We start from the raw sequence: 20,086 nt of genomic DNA on the forward strand, positions 1-20,086 counted from the left end.
TCCTTCACCTTGGCGTCGGTCTTGTAGATGTCTTCGGGATCACCCGACAGCGCCGCCCAGCGGAAGGGACCGATTCCGCGGCAGAAGAGCGGGCGGATATAGGCCGGCACGAAACCGGGGAAATCGAAGGCGTTGGTGACGCCCTCATCATGCGCCATCTGACGGATATTATTGCCGTAATCGAGCGTCGGGATGCCTTGCTCCCAAAACGCCAACATGGCCTTCACTTGCTCGGCCATGGAGGCTTTCGCAGCGGCTTCAACAGCGGCAGGATCGCTCTCGCGCTTTTCGTCCCATTCGGCGAGGGTCCAGCCAGCGGGCAGATAGCCATTGGCCGGGTCGTGGGCGGAGGTCTGGTCGGTGACCATGTCCGGCTTGACGCCGCGCTTCACCAGTTCGGGGAAGACCTCGGCGGCATTGCCCAAGAGGCCGACGGAGACCGCCTCACCCCTGGCGCAGGCGGCGTTGATGAGCTCGAGTGCCTCGTCCAGCGTGGTGGCGCTCTTGTCGAGATAGCCGGTCTTCAGCCGCATCTCGATCCGGCTCGGCTGGCACTCGACCGCCAGCATGGAAGCGCCGGCCATGGTCGCCGCCAGCGGCTGGGCGCCGCCCATGCCGCCAAGCCCGCCGGTCAGTATCCACTTGCCGGTGAGATCGCCATTGTAATGCTGGCGACCCGCCTCGACGAAGGTCTCGTAGGTGCCCTGAACGATGCCCTGCGAACCGATATAGATCCACGAGCCGGCCGTCATCTGGCCGTACATCATCAGGCCCTTCTTATCGAGCTCGCGGAAATGATCCCAATTGGCCCAGTTGGGCACGAGATTGGAATTAGCGATCAGGACACGCGGCGCATTCTTGTGGGTCGGGAACACGCCGACCGGCTTGCCGGACTGGACCAGAAGCGTCTCGTCTTCCTTCAGGCGCTTCAGGGTCGCGACGATACGGTCATAACTTTCCCAGTCCCGCGCGGCCCGGCCGATCCCGCCATAGACGACCAGGTCTTCCGGCTTCTCGGCCACGTCCGGGTCGAGATTATTCATCAGCATGCGCAAGGGCGCTTCGGCGGCCCAATGGGTGGCGTCGAGTTCGCTGCCATGCTTGGCGCGGATGATGCGGGAATTGTCACGGCGGGTCTGGGTCATTTACTTCACCTCTCCGGAATACAAGTTTCTTGCCGCATCCAGGGCGGCCTGGATGACGTCCTTGAGCGCAGCGCGCAGCTGGTCGGCCTTGTCCTTGTCGACTGTCCAGGGCGGGGCCTCAGTCATGTAGGCGGACTGGGCGATTTCCATCTGCAGGGCGTGGATATTCTGGCTCGGACGGCCAAAGGCGCGGGTGATGAAACCACCCTTGAAGCGGCCATTGACGATGGAGGCATACTCCTCGTGATCCATCATCGCCTTGACCGCCCATCGCTCGACCATCCGGTCACAGCTCTCGCCGCCATTCGTGCCCAGATTGAGATCCGGCAACACGCCCTCGAACAGGCGTGGCACTTGCGAGGCGATGGAGTGCGCATCCCAGAGCAAGGCATAACCATGCTCCATGCGCGTCGCCATCAGCGTCTCGGTCAGGGCGCGGTGGTAGGGATCATAGAAATCAGTCCGGCGCTGCTCGATCTCGTCATCATCGGGCGCCTCGCCGCCGCGATAGATCGGCGTGCCGTCGAACAGGGTGGTCGGGACCAGTTCGGTCGTCGCCTGCCCCGGATAGAGCGAGGACCCCGTCGGGTCGCGATTGAGGTCGATGACATAGCGCGAGTAATTGGCGCGGATCACCGTCGCGCCCATCGCGTCCAGGAAGTCATAGAGTTCCGGGATGTGCCAATCGGTATCCGGCAATCCGCCCGCCGGATCGGTCAGGCGTTGCGCCAGTCCGGGCGCCAGCGCGGTGCCCGAATGCGGCATGGAAACAACAAGCGGCGCGGTGCCGCGCTTGAGCGTGTAGACGTCCATCAGGCTATCCCGGGAAGCGTGCCCGCATCCGCAACAAGCCCCCTGCCCGCCACGATATCGCGCGCATTGGCGATGTCGTCGGCAAAGTAGCGGTCGTCGCCATAGGCCGGGACCGCGAGCCGCAAGCGCGCCTTGGCCGCTTCCAGCACCGGCGAGGAGGTCAATCCGACGTGAAAGTCGGTGCCCTGCGCCCCGCACAGGAGTTCGATGCCAACCACCGCGTGAAGATTTTCGGACATTTTCAGCAAGCGGAAGGCGCCATGGGTCGCCATGGAGACATGATCTTCCTGGTTGGCGCTGGTGGGAATGCTGTCGACTGACGCCGGATAGGCTTTCTGCTTGTTTTCCGAGACCAGCGCCGCCGCCGTCACATGAGCAATCATGAAGCCGGAATTGATCCCCGGATTGGGCGTCAGGAAGGCTGGCAGGCCGGAGACCGCCGGGTCGGTGAGCAGCGCGATGCGGCGTTCGCAGATGGAGCCGATCTCACAAGCGGCCATGGCAATCTGATCGGCTGCGAACGCGACCGGCTCGGCGTGGAAATTGCCGCCGGAAATGGCTTCATCGGTGTCGGTAAAGATGAGCGGATTATCGGTGACCGCATTGGCTTCGCGTTCCAGAACGGAAGCGGCCTGACGCAGGAGGTCGAGTACGGCGCCCATGACTTGCGGCTGACAGCGCAGGCAATACGGGTCCTGGATTTTCTCGCAGCCTTCATGGCTTTTCAGGATATTCGACCCGTCCAGGAGTGTCCGCAGCGACGCCGCAACATCGATCTGGCCGGGATGGCCGCGCAGGCTGTGAATGCGCGGGTCAAAGGGCGCAATCGAGCCCTTGGCGGCATCAAGGCTGAGCGCGCCGGAAACCAGGGCCGCCCGGAATCCGGCCTCGATTTCGAACAGGCCGGCCAGCGCCAGGGCGGTCGAGGTCTGGGTTCCGTTGAGCAGGGCGAGACCCTCTTTCGGGCCGAGCTGGACCGGAGACAGACCCGCCTTGGCCAGACCGTCACGCGCCGGCATCCGCTCGCCTTTGAATGTGACATCACCAGCCCCGATCAGCGCGGCCGACATATGGGCCAGCGGCGCCAGATCACCGGAGGCACCGACCGAGCCCTGGGACGGGATCACCGGCAGGACATCCGCATCGAGCATGGCCTGCATGGCCTCAATTGTGGACCAGCGAATGCCTGACGCACCGCGACCCAGACTGGCCAGTTTGAGGGCCATGATCAGGCGCACGATGCGGCCATCCAGCGGATCGCCAATCCCGGCCGCATGGGAGAGGACAAGGCGCTCCTGCAAGATCGCCAATTCATCGTCCGCGATACGGGTCTGGGCCAATTTCCCGAAACCGGTATTGAGTCCATAGACGGCCCGGCCCGAGGCAATCAGGCGATCAACGGTCGCGGCGGCGGCGTCGACATCCGCCTTGGCCGCAGGATCGATGCGCAGGCCCGCCCCGTGCCAGATTTCCGCCCAGTCGGACAGCGCCATGGCGCCTGGTTTGATGGTCACAGCTGTCACTGCCACTCTCCTGCGAGGATGCGGCCATGCAGCGGCCGGCGTCCGATCCATTGAATGATTTCCGCGGGCCGTTCGACATCCCAGATGGCGATATCCGCCGCCTTGCCGACCTCGAGCGTACCAATCTCGTCCTGCAGGCCCAGGGCCTGCGCCGCATGCCGGGTCATGCCGGCAAGCGCCTCTGGCAGGGTGAGGCCGAACAGGATGCACGCCATGTTGGCGGCGGTGAGCAGGGAGACCAAGGGCGAGGTGCCCGGATTGGCGTCGGTCGCGACGGCCATCGGCACACCGGCGGCACGCATTGCGGCCACCGGCGGCACTTTTGTTTCGCCAATGGAATAGAAGGCCCCGGGGAGCAGAACGCCGACCGTGCCCGCCTTGGCCATGGCCGCGATCCCGTCCGCATTGGTGTATTCGATATGGTCAGCGGACAGGCCACCGAATTCGGCCACCAGCCTGGCGCCGCCGGTATCTGAGAGCTGGTCCGCATGCAGCTTGACCGGCAGACCGGCCGCCTTGGCGGCAATGAAGAGACGTCGTGTCTCCTCCGGCGAAAACCCGATCCCCTCGCAATAGGCATCGACCGCAACGGCCAGACCGTCGCGCGCCGCTTCCCGGATCAGCGGGATGCAAATCTCGTCGATATAGCGGCCACTCTCGCCCTTGTATTCCGGCGGAATGGCATGGGCGGCGAGCAGTGTGGCCGAGACCCGCATGCCGGACGCCCGCTCAACCCCGCGGGCCGCCCGCAACATGGTCCGTTCACTCTCCAGCGTAAGCCCGTAGCCGGACTTGATCTCGACCGTGCCCACACCCTCCTGAGCCAGGGAGTCGAGCCGGGCAAGCGCGCCGCCTGCCAGCTCGGCCACGCCGGCCTGCCGGGTCGCATTTACGGTGCGCGCGATACCGCCGCCAGAGCGGGCAATACTCTCATAGCTTTCGCCGCCAAGGCGCCGCTCGAACTCGTCGGAGCGATCGCCGGCGAAGACGAGATGGGTGTGGCAATCAATCAGCGCCGGCGTCACCCAGCGACTGGCCAGCCGGTCGACTTGGTCGGCCTCACCCGGCACCGCATCCATCGGCCCAATCCAGGTGATCCGGCCATCCTTGATCCCGAGTGCCGCCTTCTCGATCACGCCATAACCATCATCACCCGCAACCATGGTCGCGAGGCGGGCTTCGGTGAGCAAGCGATCGAAATGCATGCGTCTGATCTCCGGTCAGGGTCTTTGCAAGCGCTTAATTGTCTATACAATAAGGATGCGTTTTCGAGTCTGTCCAGCCGGGAGACACCGTGTCCACTGAATTTCATTGCGCGCAGGCTTTGCTGCCCGACGGTTGGGCCGACCAGATCCAGATCCGGGTCGACGGGGCCGGCATGATCGTCTCCGTCGAGCCCGACCAGCCTGCCAACCCGAAGGCGATATCACTTGGATGCGTTGTGCCGGGCATGGCCAACCTGCATTCCCACGCCTTCCAGCGCGCCATGGCAGGTCTGTCCGAACGGCGCGGCCCGGGACCGGACAGCTTCTGGTCCTGGCGGGAGGTCATGTACCAATTCCTCGACAGGTTGACGCCGGACGCAGTCGAAGCCATCGCCGCTCTGGTCCAGATCGAGATGTTGGAGGCGGGCTATACCGCCATGGGCGAGTTTCACTATCTCCATCATGACGCGCGCGGTGCGGCTTATGATGACCCGGCGGAGATGGCATCGCGGATCTGTGCGGCAGCGGACAAGACGGGTATCGCCCTCACCCTGCTGCCCGTTTTCTACCGCTATGCCGGCTTCAATGAAGCGCCCGCCAGCCATGGTCAGCGCCGCTTTCTCAATGACCCGGACAGCTTCGCCGTCCTGATCGAGGCGGCGCGGCGGCACGTGGCCGGACTGGCGCACGCGGAACTGGGGATCGCCCCGCATTCCCTGCGCGCCGCCTCAATGGACGATATCACGACGATCCTCCCGCTCGCGGGCAGCGGTCCCGTGCATATCCACATTGCTGAACAGACCGGCGAGGTCGAAGCCTGTCTCGCGGCCACCGGCCAGCGACCGGTTCGGCATTTGCTGGACCATCAACAGGTCGATGAGCGCTGGTGCCTTGTTCACGCCACCCATATGGACCTTAACGAAACCCGGGCGCTCGCCGCCTCGGGTGCGGTGGCCGGTCTTTGCCCCCTGACCGAAGCCAGTCTGGGTGATGGCCTGTTTCCCGCAGTCGACTATCTCGCCGCCAGGGGACGTATCGGTATTGGTTCGGACAGTCATATCCGCATCGATCTGGCCGAGGAAATCCGGCTGCTTGAGTATGGCCAGAGACTGTCACGCCGCGAGCGCAATATTCTCGCCGACGCGGGTGCCAGCACAGGGCGGACCCTTTTCGACGCCTGCCTGACCGGCGGCGCGCAAGCCCTGGCCCAGCCCATGGGCAGTTTGGCCATCGGTCAGCGTGCGGATCTGGTCGAGCTGGACACGCGACACCCCGTACTGGCCGGGCGCAGCGGCGACAGATTGCTGGACAGCTGGCTTTTTGCCGGCGATTCCCGCCAGGTTCGCAGCGTCCATGTTGGCGGCCAGTGCCGGGTCCGGGACGGGCAATCCCTCGCCCGACCGGCGGTCGAAGCGGCCTATGCGACCAGCCTTCGCAGCATTCTGGAGGACGCGGCAGCATGACCGATTGGCGCGATCAGATCACCCTCGACAATGACGGTCCGGTCTATGACCAGATCCGCCGCGCAATTCTCGACCAGATCCGGACCGGCAGCTGGACGCCGGGCTATCGCCTGCCGTCCGAGGCGGACCTTTGCGACCATTTCGGTACTGCGCGGATGACCGTCAGCCGGGCCCTGCGTGCCCTCACGGAGGACGGGCTGGTGATCCGGAAACGCCGCGCCGGCAGCTTCGTAGCCCAGCCCGACGCGCCCGCGGCGATGCTGGAAATCGTCGACATGGCCCGGGCCATCCCGGCCCGTGGGCAGCGCTATGGCTATCGCTGTATCGTCAATGAGACCCTGCCGGCGGATGACGATGTCGCCCGGCAGATGCGACTGCTGCATGGCGCCCGTGTTCAGCACGTGCGTTGCCTGCATACGGCGGACGATGCGGTCGTCGAATATGAGGAGCGCTGGATCAATCTCGCCCTCCTGCCCGATGCCGCCAAGGCTGATTTCAACCAGGAAGGCCCGGGCAGTTGGCTGTTGCGCAAGACGCCCTGGACGGAAGCGGAGCACACCGTCTCCGCGATCAATGCCAGTGATGGCCTGGCCAACGCACTCGGGGTGGCGGCCGGGACAGCCTGCCTGCTCCTGGAGCGGCGGACTTTCCTGGGCGAGGATGTTGTCACGCTCGCCCGGCTGACCCATCCCGGCGACCGACATGTGATGAGCGAGCGTTTTGCGCCTTAGCGACGTCGACGACCGACCGACCGCCAGACGCGCCCCCACACTGACCTCGTGACAGTGTCTGCCACCCTTGATCCGCCGGTCGTCCGGCGGCGTCTGCGTCAGATGCAGGGGCGCGTGGCGTTCAGCTCAGGACCTAGTCCCGGGCATCCATGATGGCAGTGTGAGCGACCTTCCATTGGCCGGACTGCTGAACCAGGACGAGATGAAAATGGGTTCGGCGCAGCGCGCGGCCCTCAACGGCCGAGGGGCCGCGATTGCCGTCCGTGTAGAGGTGAAGCACGGCCGCATCGTCACCGAGCGCACGCATGGAGATCAATTCCATGTTTTCTGCTTCTGTCCGCGAAACCCCGGGACCGAAAGCCGGAAAGAGCCGGTTCTCAAGGAAGTCGGCAAGAGACGGGGCGTCGGTGAACATTCGGGCATAGGCGTTGATCCACTCGGAGTCGTCAGTGTGAAGCGCGATGAATGCCTCGGTATCCTCTTCGCTCCACGCCTCCCGGAAATCGCGCAGGAAGTCCAGCAAGGCCTGGCGTTGCTCGGAACCAGCTTCGATGCCGATCTCCCGATAGGCGGGAATTTCGCGTCGTTCCTGGGCCTGCGACTCGGTCGCGAACATGGGCAGGGCGATGGCCAGGGCGATCAGGGAGAGTGTGTTTCGCATGTTTGATGTCCTTTGTTGGTGTGGGCTAGGTTTGCCGCCGTCCCGGCAGCTGGTGCCTGCTTGCCCGGGCACGCCGGTCCGCAGCCAGGATATCGTCGCGAAATGTCGCTTATTGACGTGAATGGTCCCAAACAGACCGCAACGCCATCGGGCCTCTGGCATCGCGACACCGGTTTGCTTTGCGGGGTTTGGCTTTTCATGACCTCGACCTTCGTCGTCGGCGGCGCCTATGACACGGACGAATTCTCCCTGCCCCACCGCGTCGCGTTCTGGCCGCTCGCAGCCGCCCTGGTGGTTTTCCAGCCGGTCATTCTGGAGCGTATGTTCAGCCGCTTCACACCCGCAACCCTGGCCGGTGCCTGGCTGGCCGCCCTGAGCGCTGTCCTCGTGGCGATCCCGGTGGTGGCGATCGAGATACATTTGCTGAAGTCGACGCCCTTATTGCCGCGGGCTGCCGACCCCTGGATCCAATTCCTCCCCTTCGTCGGCGCCCCTGTTGTGATCGTTGCCGGCTTCGTCCTGTTTCTGCGCTTTGCGTGGGAGCGGCGACACCTGGACAGCGAAACCCTGCCCGAAACACCGGTCAACCCGCCGATATCGGCCCGCGGACCGATCGGCCCGGAAACACTCTATGTCCGGTCTCAGGATCATTATCTCGAGATCACCACCGATGGTGGGCGGCGCTTCATACGGGGACGCCTCGCGGACTTGAAGGCAGGCAGTGAAGTCTTCGGCTTCACACCCCATCGGTCCTGGTGGGTCGCGGATCGAGCCATCGAAACCTGCCGGCGGGACGGTCGTGATCTGCGGCTTGTCTTGAGCGATGGCACGGATGTGCCGGTCAGTCGGTCACGCCGGGAGCTGGTTCGAGCGCGGGGCTTGATCTGAGCCGGAGCGCGACCGCATCAGAAGCCGACTCGCACCCCGATGTTCACCCCCCGCTCCTCGCCCGGGAAATAACGATCCGAGCCGAAGGCAAAATCCGCGCGTTCCGCGTAGCGAGTATCGAGCAGGTTGCGGACGGACGCGAAGACTTCCACATCCTCACGCCATTGGTAGCGAGCGCGCAGGTGAACAAGGTCATGACCGCCATAAGTGTGCAGATTGCCCGCATCGGTGAAGTAGCGACCCATGTGTGACCATTCCAGCTCGCCACTGAAGCGCGCGGTAGGTTGCCAACGGGCGCGGGCATTCCACAGCCATTGCGGGGCGGTGTCGATCTCGGCGCCGGCACGGATAGTTTCACTGGCGGTGGTGACCGGCTGGTCGAAATCGTAGAGGTGACGGGCCCAGCTGCCCGCCAGGTTCAGCGTCACGGTCGTCGAGGCTTGCCATTCCAGCGCCAATTCCAGCCCGTGATGCCGGGTCTTGCCGCCGGTCACGTTGAAACCATCGGCGTCGCGGAAGAAAACATTGCGTTTTTGCATGGCAAAGGCCGTCAGGGACCAGTCGAGGCGCACGCCTGCCCGCCGGTATCCGACCTCGAAACTATCCAGCGTTTCCGGCTCGATGCCGTCAGTCACCTGACCGGGCTGGAGCCGGTAGAGTTCGGCGGTCTGCGGCGCCCGCGCGCCCCGGGCCAGGCGGGTCACAAGATGGCTGGACGGGCCGATCTGCCAGCTGATCCCGAGATGCGGCAGCACCAGATCATACGCATCGCCTCGGTCGGCGACGCGCTGATAGCGGCCAACAATGTCGTCGGCCAGACGATTGTCATAATCATACCGGATACGTTCCAGCCGCAGTCCTGCTTGCAGTCGCAGGGCGTCGGACAGGCTCCACTGCCCCTGCCCGTAGAGGGCGGCCAGGGCACTATCGACGGCGTAGTCATAATGCTCGCCCTGAATGAAGGAAAAGATGGTCGGTCGGCTCTGGGTCTCGCGCAGTGTGCCCGTGCTGGCTTCGACATCGGCGCCGAGCACCCACTCCCCCCAGCCGGTTTGTCGGGTGATCGAGCCTAGCACGCCGACGCTTGAATGGCCGCTTTCCTCCAGCGCCTCGGACGGCACGAAATGCATGAGGAAGTCCATCTCGTTGGCGCGCGCATACGGTGTGACCTGCCAGTGGGTGCGGGCGTCGGCCTGACCGTTCAGGGTCAACGCCAGACGTAGCGCCTGCGCGTCACGAAACGCTTCCGGGTCATCATTGCTGCGGGCCAGGTCGAGATCGCGATAGGCATCGGGACCGCGCACAAAACCGGCCGTTTCCTGCTGCAGGTTCACCAGGGCGGCTGTGGCGCGCCAGTCAAAGCGCGGGGTCTCGCCGTCGATCCTGACCAGGGCTTCAACGCGGTCGAGACCCGCCGCGTCGCGCCACCCGTCTTCGTGCTGGCCGGCCACCGAAAACAAGGCCGACACCGTGTCTCCGGGTCGCGCAATGACCATCCGGCCACGTCGACGCCCGAAAGAACCCAGTTCGGCCTCAAACCCATCAGCAGTCTCAGCAGGGCTGGGGGTCAGGAAATTGACGACACCATGAAGCCCGTTCGACCCCTGCAGTGCCGATCCAGGACCGCGCACGACTTCAACGCCACCGGACGATCCGGTCAGGGCCTCGAACAGACCGTTCACATTGGCAAAGCCGGCCGCGCGCAATGGGATGCCATCCTCGAGAAAGAGAAAGGCCCCGGCCCCCGCGCCGCCGGTCAAGACCGGCGACCGGATCGCAGTCAAATGCTCGGCCCCGTTGCCGCGATGCAGCCGCACGCCGGGCACCCGGGCGAGCAGCTCGGATGGGTGATGGGCGGAGGTCTGGAGCCGTGTCTCGGCGTCGATCCGGGTGACCGGCAGAATGGTGGCATCCGCCGCCTCGCCGCTGCGGGTACCGGTGACGACAACAACGTCATCCGCTTCGCCACCGGGCTGGGCGGCCGCACCTCCGGCCAGGATCAGACTGGCCGCCAGCCAGGCCAGTCCTGTGACAGCCAGGCGGGTCAAGCGGGTTTCGATGCCCGGACAGCGTGGCGATTGCGCAGGATGTCGACAACGTCTTCCAGGCCGAGCTCACGCGATTCCAGGAGCACCATCAGATGGAACAGCAGATCGGCGGCTTCGCCTGCGAGCGCTTCCTTGCTCTCCGACACAGCGGCCATGGCCACTTCCACGCCCTCCTCGCCCACCTTCTGGGCCGGGCGCTTGGGGGCTTTGGCCATCAGGCTGCCGACATAGGAGCCTTTGGTCTTGTCCTTCTTGCGTTTGCGAATGATCGCCCGCAAATGGGCCAGAAAGCCCAGCCCGGGTGCCGGGTCGTCGCCAAAGCAGCTGACCGTCCCGGTATGGCAGGCCGCGCCCTTCGGCTTGACCTCGACCAGCAGCGCATCGCTGTCGCAGTCCGCGGCCAGATTGACCAGTTTGAACGTATTGCCGGACGTCTCGCCCTTCTTCCACAAACGCTGCTTCGAGCGCGAGAAGAAGTGGACCTTGCCGCTCTTCAGCGTGGCTGCGAGCGCCTCGGCATTCATGTATCCCAGCATGAGGACCTGGCGGGTCGCCACGTCCTGTATGATCGCCGGAACAAGGCCGTCGCCCTTGTTCCAGTCGAGCGAATTCGCATCAATCATGGTCTGACCCTGATTCCTTCACCACCGAGCCAGGCCTTCAACTGCCCGATCTCGATGACCCCCTTGTGAAACACGCTGGCGGCCAGCGCGCCATCGACCTTGGCAAGTTCGAACACCGATTTGAAGTGCTCTTTTTGTCCCGCCCCGCCGGACGCGATCAAAGGTGTGGAACACACAGCCCTCGCCGCCTGCAATTGCTCGACATCATAACCGTCGCGCACACCATCCTGGTCCATGCAGTTGAGTACGACCTCCCCGGCGCCGCGATCAACGCCCTCGGCGATCCAGTCCAGCGTGCGACGATGGCCAATCACGGTCTTGTCCGGGTCACCCGTATACTGGTGGACGCGCCAGGCGCCTTCGATGACGCGGCTGTCAACGCCCAGCACAACGCACTGGCTGCCGAATTCCGCTGCCAGCTGATCAATGATGGACGGGTTTTCCAGCGCCGGCGTGTTGACCGATATCTTGTCAGCGCCGGCAAACAGGCGTGCCCGCGCGTCATCCACCGAACGAATGCCGCCGGCGACGCAAAAGGGAATATCAAGCTCGCGGGCGACGGCGCTGACCCATTCCGGCTCGACCGTTCGGCCACGGGCACTCGCGGCAATGTCGTAGAAGACCAGTTCGTCAGCCCCTTCGCGGGCATAGCGCCGGGCGAGGTCGACAATATCCCCGACATCTTCGTGGTCGCGGAAACGGACGCCCTTGACCACGCGCCCGTCGCGGACGTCGAGACAGGGAATTATGCGTCGCGCAAGCATGCCAGGGCCTCCGCAATCGTGAACCGGTTTTCGTAAAGCGCCTTGCCGGAAATCGCTCCGGCTGCCCCGGCTGCCCTGGCGGCGCGAAGATCATTCAGCGAGGCCACACCGCCGGACGCCTGCCAGGCGATACCGGGATAGTCCCGCGCCAGACGTTCATAGAGGGCGATATTCGGGCCGGACAAATCCCCGTCACGACCAATATCCGTGACCAGGGCATGGGCCAGTCCGCTGCCCTCATAGGCCGCGATCACATCCTCGAGCGTGGTATCGGTGGTGTCGGTCCACCCTTTCAGGGCCGGCCGGTATTGCCCGCCTATCCGGCGCACATCGAGGGCCAGCGTGATGTGCGCACCGCCATAGCGCTGCAGCCAGTCTCGCACGCGGCCCGGATCGGTCACCGCCAGCGACCCGACAATCACGCGTTCGACGCCGGCTGCGAGCAGATCCTCGACATCTTCCGGACTTCGCACACCCCCACCCGTCTGCACCCGCAAGCCGGTCTCGCAAATGGCACGGATAATCTCGCCCTGCCGGCGTGCCCCGTCACGCGCGCCGCTGAGGTCGACGACATGAATCCAGGTCGCACCGGCCTCGCCGAATTGTTCAGCGACCGCACGCGGATCCCCGCCATAATCGGTGACGGCGTCGAACTCGCCCTTGTGGAGACGCACAACACGTCCATCCAAAAGGTCAATTGCCGGATAAAGAATCATACCGAACTCGCTGCAAAATTTGCCAAAACCCTCGCTCCTGCGACACCGGACCGTTCCGGGTGGAACTGACAACCGGCGACATGGCCCTGCCGCACCAGAGCGGACACCGGGCGGCCATAGGAACAGGTTGCGGCCGTCACAGGTCCAGGCGGCGCGTAAAAGCCATGCACGAAATAGACGTGCGACCCGGCCTCGATACCCGCCAGAAGGGGTTCGTCGGGATCGAGCGTCTCCAGGGCATTCCAGCCCATATGAGGCCAGATACCATCGTCCGCGGCCGGCAGTTTTTCGATCGCGCCCGGGATCAGGCCGAGGCAATCAACATCCCCCTCGGCAGAGCGCTCGAACAGCATCTGCATGCCGAGGCAAATCCCCAGGAGCGGACGACGGTCCGCCTTCAGGGCCGCGTCCCATCCGGCCTCGCGCAAGCGCATCATGGCCGGACCGGCCGCCCCCACACCGGGCAGAATAAATCTATCACACCCCTCCATCCGGGACGGCGCGGAGATCACGCGATAGTCCAGCCCGGCCCGCTCGAGAGCAAAGCGGACCGAGGCGAGATTGGCACAACCGGTATCAATCAGTCCGATCATCATGCCAGCACGCCCTTGGTCGACGGCAGGGCATCACCTTCAATCCGCAACGCCTGGCGAAGCGCGCGACCGAAGGCCTTGAAACAGCTTTCCACCATGTGGTGGGCATTCTCGCCCTCGACCTTCACGTGAATGGCCGCTCCGAGGCTCTCGGCAATGGAGCGGAAGCAGTGCGCGGTCATCTCGACCGGAAACTCGCCGACGCTCTCGCCGGGAATCTCTCCGTCAAAGCGCGCGAATGGCCGCCCGGACAGGTCGATCCAGACTGCCGCGCGACTTTCATCCATGGGCAGTTCAAAGCCGAAACGGCCGAGGCCACGCTTGTCGCCGAGCGCATCACGCAGCGCTTCGCCAAAGGTCAGGCAGACATCCTCGATCGTGTGGTGCCCATCAATCTCCAGGTCACCCTCCACCGCAACATCCAGCGAAAAGCCGCCATGGCGGGCGATCTGGTCCAGCATGTGGTCGAAGTAGCCGATCCCGGTAGAGATGCGGATCGGGCCGTCTCGATCGAGGTCCACCGTTACGGTGACATCCGTCTCCTTGGTCTTGCGGCGCCTGGTTCCGGCGCGCGGTTGATCGCCCGTCTCCGGAGCGACCAGACCAGCCTTCTCCCGTCTCAAGCGCATGGCGAGGGCGTGGGCGTCGAGTTGTTCCAGCGCGGCAAGTCGCTCCACGGTGGGCGCCATGGCGGCCGCCCCATCCCGGCTGGCCCGCAGGATGGTGGTGGTCTTCTGAAAGCTCTCCACGCTCACACCGCCATGGGCCTTCGCGGCGCCGGCGGTCGGCAGGGTGTGGTTGGGGCCGGCGGCATAATCACCCGCCGCTTCGGGAGTCCAGGCGCCAACAAAAATCGAACCGGCATGACGCACACCGGCGAGGAGGCGCTCGCTCGCCTCGGCCTGCAAGATCAAGTGTTCCGGCGCGTAAAGATTGGCGATTTCGATCGCATCATCGACCGAATTGCAGACCAGGGCGCGCGAGGCCGACAGGGCCTGCCGGGCAATGTCAGCCCGCGAGAGCCCGGTTATCAGCCGCTCCACTTCAGCCGTGACGCGGGTCGCGGTGGCGCCATCGAAGCAGACCAGCATGACCTGCGCCGATGGATCGTGTTCGGCCTGGCTGAGAAGGTCACTGGCCACCAGTTCCGGATCGGCCTGATCATCGGCGATCACCATGACTTCGCTGGGCCCCGCCGGCAGATCAACCGCCGGGCCGCCCGGCAAACTGCTGACATAGGCCTTTGCGGCGGCGACATAGGCATTGCCCGGGCCGAAAATCTTGTCTGCACGCGGCAGACCGGCCACACCCCCGGCCAGCGCGGCGACGGCCTGGGCTCCGCCCAGGGCGTAAACCTCATCCAGGCCGAGCAGGTCCGCGGCGGCCAGGAGTGCCGGATTGACCCCGCCCGCTCCGCTCGGCGGCGCAACCACCACGATCCGCGGGACACCGGCCAGCTGGGCGGGCACGGCGAGCATGACGAGGGTGGAAACGAGCGGCGCAGATCCGGCGGGCACATAGAGTGCCGCGGTATCGATCGGTGTCGCCCGGCGCGAGGCCGTCACGCCCGGCCAGGTCTCCACCGAGTAATTGCGATAACCCTGGCGAATGTGGAACCGCCTCACCGCGTCTGCGGCCGCCTTGATGGCTTCGGCATCCGCCGGATCCATTGCCGCCCGGGCGTCGCGGATGGCATCTGGCGGCACACGGAAGCTCACGGGCGCATAGCCGTCCAGACGCTGGGCATAAGCCCGAACGCCCGCATCGCCCTGATCGCGGATGGCATCGACGATATCGCGCGCGGCGGCGTCTGCCGTGTCAATGCCGACCGGTCGGGCCAGCGCCGCGGCGCGGGTCTCTTCGGAGGCGGCGGTCCAGTTGAGAATTTCCATCATGGTCTTGATCCCGGACTCGACGATCAGGCGAGCATTTTTTCGATCGGCAGGACGAGAATGGCGCGTGCGCCTTCCTTTTCGAGAGCTTCCAGCGTTTCCCAGAAAACCCGTTCCCGACACACGGCATGGACCGCCACAACATCCTCACGCCCGGCGACCTTGGCGATGGTCGGGGCGTCAGCGCCTGGCAGCAAGGCCCGGATGGCGTCGAGCCGGTCGGTTGGCGCATTGAGCATGATGTATTTGGTCTGGGCAGAGGCGATGACGCCGCCCGCCCGGCGCATCAGGACATTGGCAATCGCATCCGTGTCCTCGGCCCGGTCCGTCTTGCGACGGATCATCACGGCTTCACTCCGGAGCACGGTCTCGAAGGCTGTCAGACCGTTGGCCTGCAGGGTGGCTCCAGAGGAGACCAGATCACAGATCGCATCGGCGATGCGCAAACGCGGCGCGACTTCCACCGACCCGCGCATCTCGACAATTTCGGCCGCGATGCCGCGATCTTTCAGGTATTTCGCAGTCAGGGCCGGATAGGAGGTCGCGATCGCCTTGCCTGCCAGATCCTCGACCGAACGGATATCGCCCTCCTGGGGCGCTGCGAGCTTGAGCGTGCAGCCCGCAAAGCCGAGCCGCAGCGCGACCTCCAGCTCGCGCGCCCGACCGCCAGCAGCCTGTTCCTCGGCCAGCACATTCTCACCGACAATGCCGTAATCACAGGCCCCGCTACCGACGAAATTGGGGATATCATCATCGCGCACCAGCATCAGATCGACCGGCATGTTTTCGGCCCGCTGGTGCAGCTTGTCGCGCCCATAGGCGAAACGCAGGCCACAGCGTTTGAGGAGGTCCATGCCACCTTCGGCCAGACGGCCCTTGCTTTGAACGGCAATACGCAGACGAGCGGTCACGATTGGCTCTCCTTGAGACGATTGAGAATGGTGCGATAGCCCTGCCAGGGCTCCTGGCTGAGAAAACGGGCTACCCGCGTCACGGTCGTGGTGCTGGCGCCGGTCATCTCGGAAATTTCACGATAGGAATGCCCGCCCTCATTGAGCAGACCGGCAACACGCCAGCGTTCGGTCAATGTCTTCATCTCGCCGGGCGTCATGAGATCGCGCAAAAAGCGTTCGGCCTCGCCCGCATCGCGCAGGGCAAGGATCGCCTCGCTGAGAGGTTGAAGATCAATACCAGCAGCGCTGGAAGACTGGGTTGTATCGGTCATGGATAGGCTCCTTGACCGCCGATATAGCGTGTTAGCGCGCTAACACAATGGTAAAATCAGACGCGATGCAGTAGAGCCCCGCTTGGCGGCAGCGCAGATGCGACCTATATATTTGCAGAGCTACGCAACTAATGAGTTCCGCCATGCAATATGATGAAATGAAGCCGATGGCTGAAACGGTGGCTGATCTCATGAAGACACTCGCCCACCCCAATCGTCTCCTCGCCCTGTGCGCCATGATGGAGAGCGAACGCTCGGTCGGCGAGCTCGCCGAGGCACTGGGCATGCGTGACCAGGCGATGTCGCAGCAATTGGCGATCCTGAGGAATAAAGGCCTGGTCAGCACCCGGCGCGACGGCCAGACCATTTATTATGGCCTGGCCGATGCCCGGATCACGTCCGTCATGTCAGCCCTGTACGCGACTTATTGCGCGCCGGGCGACACGGCCGCGGATTAGCCAGGACGGAAACCAAGGCGGGCAAAGATCGAGCTCGCCGGGCAGAATCCGGTAAAACTGGCTTGCAGCAACATGCCGCTGACAGCGGCGCCAAGCACCAGCCACCACGGCGAGAAGACAACCCCCATCCCGACCGAGACCAGCATCAGGAACGAGGCCATCGCCATCACGGCCTGCTGGATGGTCATGCCGGTCGGAGCATTCTCGGCACGATCCGTCGCCAGCTGGCAGGTCTTCCAGTTGAGAATTCCGCCCTTCACATGACCGGCGACATCAATACCGGCGTCCCGGCACATCTGCAGCGCCCGGCCGGATCGACCACCCGACTTGCAGTGCAGGATGATCTCGCGATCATCGCCCCGCGGCAATGTCTTGGGGTTGAAAGCGGATAGTGGTGCCAGGATGGCTCCGGGAATACGTTCGTCGGCAAATTCACCCGGCTCCCGGACATCGATCAGGATGTAACGCCCTGACTCCAGACCGGCCTGCACGTCCTGCGGTTCAAAATCCTTGTGGTCTGTCATAGTAGATTTCCAATCATAGCGAGGCCCGGCTGCGGGCTGTTGAGCTTCATATAATCGTACTTGCATAGTTTTGCAAATACCCTATATGTAGTCCTCGCAATGAAATTGATCGGCAGACGGAAAGGCCGGGCCATGACACAGAAACCCCACATCCAAGCCTTCTTCGATGAAGACACATTCACGGTCAGCTACGTGGTCTCCGATCCCGCGACCAAACGCGCCGCGATTATCGATTCCGTGCTGGATTTCGACCCCGCCTCCGGCCGCACAGCGACGCGCTCGGCCGATATTCTGCTGGAACATGTCCGCCGCGAGGGCCTGACAATTGACTGGGTTCTGGAAACCCATGTGCATGCAGACCACCTCTCCGCCGCGCCCTATCTGGCGCGCGAAACCGGCGGCCAGATCGGCATCGGGTCGCATGTCACCCATGTCCAGGCCGTGTTCGGAGACCTGTTCGATGCCGAGCCCGATTTCGCGCGTGACGGCTCCCAGTTCGGGCATTTGTTCAAGGATGGCGAGCGCTTCAAGATCGGTACGATTGAAGCCGAAGCGATCTATACGCCGGGCCACACACCCGCCTGCATGGTCTATCATGTCGGTGATGCGGCTTTCGTCGGCGACACGCTCTTCATGCCGGATTTCGGCACTGCCCGCTGTGACTTTCCCGGTGGCGACGCCCGCGCGCTCTACGCCTCGATCCAGCGCATTTTCGAATTGCCGGAGGAAACCCGCCTTTTCATGTGCCATGATTACAAGGCACCGGGCCGGGATCATTTCGCCTGGGAAACGACCGTGGCGGAGCAGAAGGCCAAGAATATTCACGTCCACACCGGCATCAGCGAGGACGAATTCGTCGCCATGCGCACCAAACGGGATGCCGAACTCGCCATGCCGCGCCTGATCCTGCCCTCGGTCCAGGTCAATATGCGCGCCGGCAATCTGCCACCCGCCGCGGAGAATGGTACGCGCTACCTCAAAATCCCGCTGGATGCGGTTTAGGACCGTGGACGCGCTCACCCGCTTCCTGCCGGGACTGGCCTGGTTCAAAGACTATAACCGCACCCTGCTGACACGGGACGGGCTCGCCAGTCTCGTCACGGCTGTCCTGCTGATCCCGCAAAGCCTGGCCTACGCCCTGCTGGCAGGGCTGCCGCCCCAGGCCGGCCTCTATGCCTCCATCGCGCCATTGGTGGCCTACGCCGTGTTCGGATCAAGCCGCGTGCTCGCAGTGGGGCCTGTCGCTGTCGTCTCGCTGATGACCGCGGCCGCGATCGGCTCGCTTGGTCTTACCGACCCGGCGGAAATCATGGCAGCCGCCGGCGCCCTCGCCCTGCTCTCCAGCCTGCTGCTGGTCCTGTTCGGTGTTTTCCGGCTCGGCAGTGTCGCCAATTTCCTGTCCCGCCCCGTCGTGGAAGCCTTCATCACCGCCTCGACCGTCCTGATCATTGCCAGCCAGTTGCGCCATTTCCTGGGCGTCGACATGCATGGCGCGACCTTGCCGGAGCTCGTCGTATCGCTCTTCGCGAGCGGGAGCCCGCTGGCCGACCTGAACCTGACAGCCCTGGTTGTCGGCGTGGCCAGCCTCGCCTTCCTGCTCGCCGCCCGGTCCGCCCTGCCGGACCTGCTCAAGCGGATGAAGCTGTCGGAGAGCCTGGTTAGCGGAATCACCCGCGCAGCCCCCGCCGTGCTGGTCGCGGTGACAGCCCTGAGCGCCTGGTTGCTGGGTCTCAATGCCAATACAGGTCTCGCCATCGTCGGCGAGCTGCCGTCTGGCCTGCCGCCCTTCGCCTTCCCGCTGGTGCCACTGGAGACCTGGCGGGCCCTGATCGGTCCTGCGGCTCTCATCTCGCTGGTCGGATTCGTGGAGAGCGTCTCTGTCGGTCAGTCCCTGGCCGCGCGCCGCCGCGAGACGATCGAACCCAATCGTGAGCTTCTGGGCCTGGGCGCCGCGAATGCCGCCGCGGCCTTCACCGGTGGATATCCGGTAACCGGCGGTTTCGCCCGGTCCGTCGTCAATGAATCGGCAGGCGCGGAAACCCCGCTGGCCGGCGTGTTCACAGCGGTGATCATCCTGCTGGTCGCGGCTTTCCTGACGCCGCTCTTCCATCATTTGCCGAAGGCCGCCCTCGCCGCCACGATCCTTGCCGCAATCTGGCGCATGGCCAATTTCAAGGATGCCTGGCACGCCTGGAAATACTCCCACGCCGATGGCGCCGCGGCCTTCCTGACCCTGGCCGGCGTCTTGTTCCTCGGTGTCGAGATCGGGCTGACCCTTGGAGTCGCGCTCTCTGTCGGGCTGGTCCTGCAGCGGACGATGCGGCCGCACTGGGCCGAAGTCGGCCAGGTGCCGCGGACCCATCATTTCCGCAATATCGACCGCCATGACGTGATCTGCTCACCCCATGTGATCTCGCTGCGGATCGACGAGGCGCTCTATTTCGCCAATGCCCGGTTTCTTGAAGCCCTGGCCGGCGACATTCTCGCCCGGGAGAGCCGGCCCACCGACCTCGTCCTACTGTTCCCGGCGGTCAATTTCGTCGATGCCAGCGCGCTGAGCAGTCTACGCACGATCAATACGCGACTGCTGGATGGCGGCGTGCGACTGCACCTGTCAGAGGTCAAGGGACCGGTGGCAGACAAGCTGATCGAGGCCGGCTTCTTTGAGGACTTGTCCGGCGAGGTCTTCCTGTCCCACTACGCCGCGATGCGCACCCTCGACCCGCAGACAACGCTGCGGGCTGAAGGTGTGGAAGCGGAACGCTAGCCGAGCTGCCAGCCGCGCGGTCGGCCGATTGCCTGTCGCAGCTGAAT

At 64.4% G+C, this 20,086-nt stretch carries 20 protein-coding genes; 6 read left to right on the plus strand and 14 right to left on the minus strand.

The window, feature by feature from the left end:
* The 4 genes from hutU to hutI all read right to left on the minus strand — a co-directional run.
* A partial coding sequence (hutU, locus tag QZ266_RS06290; protein ID WP_295692795.1) for a urocanate hydratase occupies window positions 1-1,145 on the minus strand: 1,145 nt, incomplete at its 3' end.
* Window positions 1,146-1,958 carry an N-formylglutamate deformylase gene (gene hutG / locus QZ266_RS06295; RefSeq protein WP_295692798.1) on the minus strand — a complete coding sequence of 271 codons (813 nt, stop codon included), beginning with the start codon at window positions 1,956-1,958 and terminating at the stop codon, window positions 1,146-1,148.
* Window positions 1,958-3,481, minus strand: a complete 1,524-nt coding sequence (gene hutH, locus QZ266_RS06300; protein WP_295692801.1) for a histidine ammonia-lyase — start codon at window positions 3,479-3,481, stop codon at window positions 1,958-1,960. The genes hutG and hutH overlap by 1 nt, the downstream gene beginning before the upstream one ends.
* Window positions 3,478-4,686 carry an imidazolonepropionase gene (hutI, locus tag QZ266_RS06305; protein WP_295692803.1) on the minus strand — a complete coding sequence of 403 codons (1,209 nt, stop codon included), beginning with the start codon at window positions 4,684-4,686 and terminating at the stop codon, window positions 3,478-3,480. The genes hutH and hutI overlap by 4 nt, the downstream gene beginning before the upstream one ends.
* A gap of 89 nt (window positions 4,687-4,775) precedes the next feature.
* Here hutI and QZ266_RS06310 point away from each other — a divergent pair, with 89 nt between their 5' ends.
* Window positions 4,776-6,149 (plus strand): formimidoylglutamate deiminase, encoded by a 1,374-nt coding sequence (locus QZ266_RS06310; protein WP_295692806.1) that lies wholly within the window; start codon window positions 4,776-4,778, stop codon window positions 6,147-6,149.
* Window positions 6,146-6,880 (plus strand): histidine utilization repressor, encoded by a 735-nt coding sequence (gene hutC / locus QZ266_RS06315; protein ID WP_295692808.1) that lies wholly within the window; start codon window positions 6,146-6,148, stop codon window positions 6,878-6,880. Before QZ266_RS06310 ends, hutC begins: the two co-directional genes overlap by 4 nt.
* Before the next feature lie 133 nt (window positions 6,881-7,013).
* Here hutC and QZ266_RS06320 read toward each other — a convergent pair whose 3' ends face one another.
* Entirely contained in the window at window positions 7,014-7,541 is a 528-nt protein-coding gene (locus QZ266_RS06320; RefSeq protein WP_295692811.1) for a nuclear transport factor 2 family protein, read from the minus strand.
* 102 nt (window positions 7,542-7,643) lie between these two features.
* Here QZ266_RS06320 and QZ266_RS06325 point away from each other — a divergent pair, with 102 nt between their 5' ends.
* Window positions 7,644-8,429 (plus strand): LytTR family DNA-binding domain-containing protein, encoded by a 786-nt coding sequence (locus QZ266_RS06325; RefSeq protein WP_295692814.1) that lies wholly within the window; start codon window positions 7,644-7,646, stop codon window positions 8,427-8,429.
* A gap of 17 nt (window positions 8,430-8,446) precedes the next feature.
* On the opposite strand, the gene QZ266_RS06330 is transcribed toward QZ266_RS06325, so the two are convergent.
* From QZ266_RS06330 to QZ266_RS06365, 8 genes are read right to left on the minus strand one after another with little or no spacing between them, the layout of a single operon-like run.
* Window positions 8,447-10,477 (minus strand): TonB-dependent receptor, encoded by a 2,031-nt coding sequence (locus QZ266_RS06330; protein WP_295692816.1) that lies wholly within the window; start codon window positions 10,475-10,477, stop codon window positions 8,447-8,449.
* Window positions 10,474-11,100: a bifunctional phosphoribosyl-AMP cyclohydrolase/phosphoribosyl-ATP diphosphatase HisIE gene (gene hisIE / locus QZ266_RS06335; protein WP_295692819.1), complete on the minus strand. Its 627-nt coding sequence runs from the start codon at window positions 11,098-11,100 to the stop codon at window positions 10,474-10,476. Before hisIE ends, QZ266_RS06330 begins: the two co-directional genes overlap by 4 nt.
* Window positions 11,097-11,864: an imidazole glycerol phosphate synthase subunit HisF gene (gene hisF / locus QZ266_RS06340; RefSeq protein ID WP_295692822.1), complete on the minus strand. Its 768-nt coding sequence runs from the start codon at window positions 11,862-11,864 to the stop codon at window positions 11,097-11,099. Before hisF ends, hisIE begins: the two co-directional genes overlap by 4 nt.
* A complete protein-coding gene (gene hisA / locus QZ266_RS06345) occupies window positions 11,846-12,580 on the minus strand; it encodes a 1-(5-phosphoribosyl)-5-[(5-phosphoribosylamino)methylideneamino]imidazole-4-carboxamide isomerase (RefSeq protein ID WP_295692826.1) in 735 nt (244 codons plus the stop codon). Before hisA ends, hisF begins: the two co-directional genes overlap by 19 nt.
* Complete coding sequence (gene hisH / locus QZ266_RS06350) at window positions 12,577-13,173, minus strand: imidazole glycerol phosphate synthase subunit HisH (RefSeq protein ID WP_367178210.1); 597 nt, start codon at window positions 13,171-13,173, stop codon at window positions 12,577-12,579. The genes hisA and hisH overlap by 4 nt, the downstream gene beginning before the upstream one ends.
* Window positions 13,173-15,068, minus strand: coding sequence for a histidinol dehydrogenase (gene hisD, locus QZ266_RS06355; protein ID WP_295692833.1), 1,896 nt, complete (start codon window positions 15,066-15,068; stop codon window positions 13,173-13,175). The genes hisH and hisD overlap by 1 nt, the downstream gene beginning before the upstream one ends.
* 23 nt (window positions 15,069-15,091) lie before the next feature.
* The gene (hisG, locus tag QZ266_RS06360; protein ID WP_367178211.1) at window positions 15,092-15,979 is read right to left on the minus strand and encodes an ATP phosphoribosyltransferase; all 888 of its coding nucleotides are present in this window, start codon (window positions 15,977-15,979) and stop codon (window positions 15,092-15,094) included.
* Complete coding sequence (locus QZ266_RS06365; protein ID WP_295692839.1) at window positions 15,973-16,290, minus strand: YerC/YecD family TrpR-related protein; 318 nt, start codon at window positions 16,288-16,290, stop codon at window positions 15,973-15,975. Before QZ266_RS06365 ends, hisG begins: the two co-directional genes overlap by 7 nt.
* Before the next feature lie 143 nt (window positions 16,291-16,433).
* Here QZ266_RS06365 and QZ266_RS06370 point away from each other — a divergent pair, with 143 nt between their 5' ends.
* Window positions 16,434-16,748: a metalloregulator ArsR/SmtB family transcription factor gene (locus tag QZ266_RS06370; protein ID WP_295692842.1), complete on the plus strand. Its 315-nt coding sequence runs from the start codon at window positions 16,434-16,436 to the stop codon at window positions 16,746-16,748.
* Here QZ266_RS06370 and QZ266_RS06375 read toward each other — a convergent pair.
* Window positions 16,745-17,272, minus strand: coding sequence for a rhodanese-like domain-containing protein (locus QZ266_RS06375; RefSeq protein WP_295692845.1), 528 nt, complete (start codon window positions 17,270-17,272; stop codon window positions 16,745-16,747). The two genes, QZ266_RS06370 and QZ266_RS06375, sit on opposite strands and share 4 nt — an antisense overlap.
* A gap of 132 nt (window positions 17,273-17,404) precedes the next feature.
* On the opposite strand from QZ266_RS06375, the gene QZ266_RS06380 reads away from it, so the two are divergent.
* Window positions 17,405-18,274, plus strand: coding sequence for an MBL fold metallo-hydrolase (locus QZ266_RS06380; RefSeq protein WP_295692847.1), 870 nt, complete (start codon window positions 17,405-17,407; stop codon window positions 18,272-18,274).
* 4 nt (window positions 18,275-18,278) lie between these two features.
* Window positions 18,279-20,039 (plus strand): SulP family inorganic anion transporter, encoded by a 1,761-nt coding sequence (locus tag QZ266_RS06385; protein WP_295692849.1) that lies wholly within the window; start codon window positions 18,279-18,281, stop codon window positions 20,037-20,039.
* The last annotated feature ends 47 nt before the right edge of the window (window positions 20,040-20,086 follow it).

The sequence above is a fragment of the uncultured Maricaulis sp. genome (genome assembly GCF_905480005.1).
Lineage (GTDB): Bacteria > Pseudomonadota > Alphaproteobacteria > Caulobacterales > Maricaulaceae > Maricaulis.

What these genes read in the sequence shown, in the direction of transcription:
- hutG (WP_295692798.1), bottom strand. Translation starts at nt 1,958, where the DNA reads ATGGACGTCTACACGCTCAAGCGCGGCACCGCGCCGCTTGTTGTTTCC.
- hutI (WP_295692803.1), bottom strand. Translation starts at nt 4,686, where the DNA reads ATGCATTTCGATCGCTTGCTCACCGAAGCCCGCCTCGCGACCATGGTT.
- hutC (WP_295692808.1), top strand. Translation starts at nt 6,146, where the DNA reads ATGACCGATTGGCGCGATCAGATCACCCTCGACAATGACGGTCCGGTC.
- QZ266_RS06320 (WP_295692811.1), bottom strand. Translation starts at nt 7,541, where the DNA reads ATGCGAAACACACTCTCCCTGATCGCCCTGGCCATCGCCCTGCCCATG.
- QZ266_RS06325 (WP_295692814.1), top strand. Translation starts at nt 7,644, where the DNA reads ATGTCGCTTATTGACGTGAATGGTCCCAAACAGACCGCAACGCCATCG.
- hisIE (WP_295692819.1), bottom strand. Translation starts at nt 11,100, where the DNA reads ATGATTGATGCGAATTCGCTCGACTGGAACAAGGGCGACGGCCTTGTT.
- hisF (WP_295692822.1), bottom strand. Translation starts at nt 11,864, where the DNA reads ATGCTTGCGCGACGCATAATTCCCTGTCTCGACGTCCGCGACGGGCGC.
- hisA (WP_295692826.1), bottom strand. Translation starts at nt 12,580, where the DNA reads ATGATTCTTTATCCGGCAATTGACCTTTTGGATGGACGTGTTGTGCGT.
- hisH (WP_367178210.1), bottom strand. Translation starts at nt 13,173, where the DNA reads ATGATCGGACTGATTGATACCGGTTGTGCCAATCTCGCCTCGGTCCGC.
- hisD (WP_295692833.1), bottom strand. Translation starts at nt 15,068, where the DNA reads ATGATGGAAATTCTCAACTGGACCGCCGCCTCCGAAGAGACCCGCGCC.
- QZ266_RS06365 (WP_295692839.1), bottom strand. Translation starts at nt 16,290, where the DNA reads ATGACCGATACAACCCAGTCTTCCAGCGCTGCTGGTATTGATCTTCAA.
- QZ266_RS06370 (WP_295692842.1), top strand. Translation starts at nt 16,434, where the DNA reads ATGCAATATGATGAAATGAAGCCGATGGCTGAAACGGTGGCTGATCTC.
- QZ266_RS06375 (WP_295692845.1), bottom strand. Translation starts at nt 17,272, where the DNA reads ATGACAGACCACAAGGATTTTGAACCGCAGGACGTGCAGGCCGGTCTG.
- QZ266_RS06380 (WP_295692847.1), top strand. Translation starts at nt 17,405, where the DNA reads ATGACACAGAAACCCCACATCCAAGCCTTCTTCGATGAAGACACATTC.